Here is a 3,869-nt window from a genome sequence, read left to right on the forward strand (position 1 = left end):
TGACGTCCGCGACGCGCACCTCCAGCGTCGGGACGTGCGCGGAGGGACGCGCGAGCCAGTAGGCGTTGCGGGCCCGCTCGGGCAGGACCCCGGTCGCGAAGAGCCTGCGGTGCGTCGCGTCGTAGTCGGCCGCGTCGGCGAAGAAGGGCGGGATCTGGGTCGTGGGCCAGCGCGAGAGGACCATCGTGCGCCAGCTCGCGAAGCCGGTGTCCGCGCCGTGCTCGTACGGGGAGTTGGCCGAGAGCGCGAGGAGGACGGGCAGCCAGGGGCGCAGGTGGTCCAGGGCGTGCACGGCGGCCTCGCGGTCGGGGACGCCGACGTGGACGTGGCAGCCGCAGGTCTCGGTGCCGCGCGCGAGGAGCTGGTAGAGACCGGCGACGTCGCGGTAGTGCGGGGCCTCGGTGGGGGTGCGGGGCGGGGCCTGGCGCCCGGCCGTGCCGTGGGCGAGGACCCGGCAGCCGGCCTTCCCGGCGGCCTCGACGAGGCGTTCGCGCGCGGCGGAGACCTCGGCCCGCAGCCCGGGCAGGTCCGCGCACACCGGGCTCGTGGTCTCGATCATGCTGCTGAGCAGTTCGCGCTGCGGAGCCGTCACGGCGCCCTGCGGGTGGAGTCGGTGGTGCACGTCGAGGACCCGTTCGGCCGCGTCGACCGGGAGCAGCGTCTCCGCGTCGACCAGCAGGAACTCCTCCTCGACGCCGAGGGTGGGGGGTGCGCCGGGGTCTGCGGGTAAGCCCGCGTCCCCGCCTTGCGTTGCGCTGGCGGACATGCGGCAGCTCCTCGGGGGTGGAGTGGGACGCGTGGCCCGTGGGCGGGCCCACTCACTTTGCCGCCGGCGCGCGTACGGCAGGAGAGCGCATACGGGGCGCCCCGGCGCACGGAGTCCGCGCTTCCGCGATCCGGGGGCGCGAACGTCCTTCGCGGCCCGCCGCTACCAGGCGTTACGCTGGGCGGCATCACCGGACACGGGGTGCCCCGCGGGGGCTGAGATCACACCCGTCGAACCTGAACCAGCTCGTACTGGCGGAGGGATGTCTTCCATGTCATTGCCGTATGCCCCCGGCCCCGCCCCGAAGGACCGGGTCCTTCGCGACGGCGACCCGGCAGCGCCCGTCTTCGGCGGCCGGATGCCCGAGGCCCCCGGGGACCTGCGGGTCGAGGCGCGCGGTATCGCGCCGGTGCCCGAGGACCGGCGCTACGGGGGCCCGGGCCGGCTCTTCACCGTGTGGTTCGCGCCGAACCTCACCATGACGGGCGTCTTCACCGGGACCCTCGGCGTCGTCCTCGGCCTCGACTTCGCGACCGCGCTCGCCGCGGTCGTCGCGGGCACGCTGCTCGGCGCGGTGCCCGTCGCCTACCTCGGTACGTGGGGCAGCCGGACGGGCGCCGGTCAGCTCCCGCTCGCGCGGCTCGCCTTCGGGCCCGCCGTGGTCCTGCCCGGCATCCTCCAGTGGCTCTCCTCGGTCGCCTGGGACGCGCTCATCGGCCTCTTCGGCGGGGACGCGCTCGCGCGGCTCCTGGGCTGGCCGTTCTGGCTCGGGGTGCTCGTCATGATGGCGGGGCAGGGCCTCGTCGGGGCGCTGGGGTACGAGGCGATCCACCGCCTCCAGAAGCTCATGTCGTTCGTCCTCGCGGCGGCCTTCGTGGTCCTCGCCGTGAAGATGCTCGACGGGGTGAGCCCCGCGGGCCCGGGCAGCGCGCACGGCATGGACCGCTTCGGCGCGGTCATGCTGACCAGCACGGTCGCGCTGAGCCTGTCGCTGTCCTGGGCCCCCTACGCGAGCGATTTCAGCCGCTACCTGCCGAGGACCGCCTCGCGCCCGCGGATGTTCTGGTGCACGCTGCTCGGGGTGAGCCTGTCCTTCGTCGTGGTGCAGACGCTCGGCCTGTGGGGCGCCTCGGTCTTCACCGACCAGACGGCCGGCGGGGTGCGGGAACTGCTGGGCGACGGCTGGCTCGGCGCCTTCGGGCTGCTCGCCGTCGCGCTCGCCGCGCTGTGCAGCAACGCGATGAACGACTACAGCGGTTCGCTGGCCCTCCAGACAGTGGGCGTGCGCGTCCCGCGCCCGCTCGCGGCGGCCGGGGCTGCGGCGCTGGGGCTGCCGCTCGTGCTGTGGATGCACGCGGCGGACACGACCGCGCGCTTCCAGAACGTGCTGCTCTTCGTGGGCTACTGGATTCCGGGGTTCGTCGCCGTCGTGGTGGTGGACTGGCGGGCCCGGACGGGTGCCCGGCTCGACCTCGCCGCCGAGAACGCGCGCCCCGTGCCGTGGTGGCCCGCGCCGCTCGCCTTCCTCGCCGGTTTCGCCGCCGCCGTGCCGTTCATGAACACCTCGCTGTACGCCGGCCCGGTCGCCGACGCGCTGCACGGCGCCGACCTCGCGTACTACGTCGCCTTCGCGGTGGCGCTGCTCGTCTACGCGCCGCTGCGGCTGCGCGCCGGGCGCGCGGCGCCCGTCCCACCTCTGGAGTCCTCCCATGGCCGTTGAGCACGTCGAAGCGACCCGCGCCGCGCTCGCGCGGGTGCGCGGCGCGGAACCGCTCGTGCAGTGCCTGACCAACACCGTCGTCACGAACTTCACGGCGAACGCGCTGCTCGCGCTGGGCGCCTCGCCCGCGATGGTGGACATCCCCGAGGAAGCCGGTGCCTTCGCGCCGGTCGCGGGCGCGGTGCTCGTCAACCTCGGTACGCCGCACGCCGAGCAGCGCGCCGCGATGACAGAGGCGGCACGGGCGGCGCGCGCCGCCGGCACGCCGTGGGTGCTCGACCCGGTCGCGATCGGCGCGCTCCCGGTGCGTACACCGCTCGCGCGCGAGCTGCTGGCGCTCGGCCCCGCGATCGTGCGGGGCAACGCCTCGGAGATCCTGGCGCTCGCCGGGGCCGGGGCGGGCGGGCGCGGCGTCGACGCGGCCGAGAAGGTCGACCAGGCGGCGGAGGCGGCGCGCGGGCTGGCCCGCACGAGCGGCGCGGTCGTCGCGGCCTCGGGGCCCGTGGACCTCGTGACGGACGGCACGCGGACGGTGCGGATCGCGAACGGGGACGCGCTGCTGACGAAGGTGACGGGCGGCGGCTGCGCGCTCGGCGCGGTGATGGCTGCCTTCGCGGCGGTCACGGAGGACGCGCTGGAGGCGGCGGTGGCGGCAGTGACGGTGTACACGGTCGCGGCCGAGCTGGCGGCCGGGGGCGCCCCCGGTCCCGGGACCTTCGCGGTCCGCTTCCTGGACGCGCTCGCCGCGGTGGGGGACGCGGACCTCTCGGCGCGGGCGGCGCTCTCGTGAGCCCGGACATGTCGGTGTACCTCGTCACGGATTCCGCCCAGTGCGCGGCGCGGGGGCGGACCGTCGCGGAGACGGTCGCCGCCGCCGTGGCGGGCGGGGTCACGGCCGTGCAGGTGCGCGAGAAGGAGGCGGGCGGGCGGGCGTTCCTGGCGCAGGTGCTGGCCGTGGCCGCCGTGCTGCCCGCCCGCGTGACGCTCCTCGTCAACGACCGCGTGGACGTGTACCTCGCGGCCCGCGCCGCCGGGGCGCGCGTGCACGGCGTCCACGTGGGCCAGTCCGACCTGCCGGTCGCGGCGGTGCGGGAGCTGACCGGCCCGGACGCGCTGCTCGGGCTGAGCGCGGCGACCCCGGCGGAGCTGGCGGAGGCCGCCACCGCGGGGGTGGACCACGTGGGGGTGGGCGCGCTGCGGGCGACGGCCACGAAGACGGACGCGCCCCCGGCGCTCGGCGTGAGCGGTTTCGCGCGCCTGCTCGCCGCGCCCGGCCTGCCCCCCGCGGTCGCGATCGGCGGCGTGCTCCCGGCCGACCTGCCCGCCCTGCGCCGCGCGGGCGCGGCGGGCGCGGCGATCGTCTCGGGCATCTGCGCGGCGGCG

General features: G+C 76.5%; 4 protein-coding genes and 1 riboswitch. Of the genes, 3 read left to right on the forward strand and 1 reads right to left on the reverse strand.

Features of this window, described 5'->3' with window-relative positions; genetic code table 11:
• Positions 1–766, reverse strand: a 766-nt coding sequence (locus tag SSBG_RS02470) for a carboxylate-amine ligase (RefSeq protein ID WP_008744656.1), incomplete at its 3' end; no start/stop codon positions are given.
• Between the two features lie 187 nt (positions 767–953).
• Positions 954–1,046, forward strand: a riboswitch (TPP riboswitch).
• Here SSBG_RS02470 and SSBG_RS02475 point away from each other — a divergent pair.
• The 3 genes from SSBG_RS02475 to thiE form a co-directional block, all read left to right on the forward strand.
• Positions 1,038–2,486: a purine-cytosine permease family protein gene (locus SSBG_RS02475; RefSeq protein WP_234010320.1), complete on the forward strand. Its 1,449-nt coding sequence runs from the start codon at positions 1,038–1,040 to the stop codon at positions 2,484–2,486. (Overlaps the previous riboswitch by 9 nt.)
• Positions 2,476–3,276, forward strand: coding sequence for a hydroxyethylthiazole kinase (thiM, locus tag SSBG_RS02480; RefSeq protein ID WP_008744658.1), 801 nt, complete (start codon positions 2,476–2,478; stop codon positions 3,274–3,276). Before SSBG_RS02475 ends, thiM begins: the two co-directional genes overlap by 11 nt.
• Positions 3,277–3,284: 8 nt before the next feature.
• Positions 3,285–3,869, forward strand: a 585-nt coding sequence (thiE, locus tag SSBG_RS02485; RefSeq protein ID WP_037870984.1) for a thiamine phosphate synthase, incomplete at its 3' end; no start/stop codon positions are given.

Source organism: Streptomyces sp. SPB074 (assembly GCF_000154905.1).
GTDB lineage: Bacteria > Actinomycetota > Actinomycetes > Streptomycetales > Streptomycetaceae > Streptomyces.

Bases quoted from the DNA above. Each gene is read 5' to 3' on its own strand.
- SSBG_RS02475 (WP_234010320.1), top strand. From the start codon at position 1,038: ATGTCATTGCCGTATGCCCCCGGCCCCGCCCCGAAGGACCGGGTCCTT.
- thiM (WP_008744658.1), top strand. From the start codon at position 2,476: ATGGCCGTTGAGCACGTCGAAGCGACCCGCGCCGCGCTCGCGCGGGTG.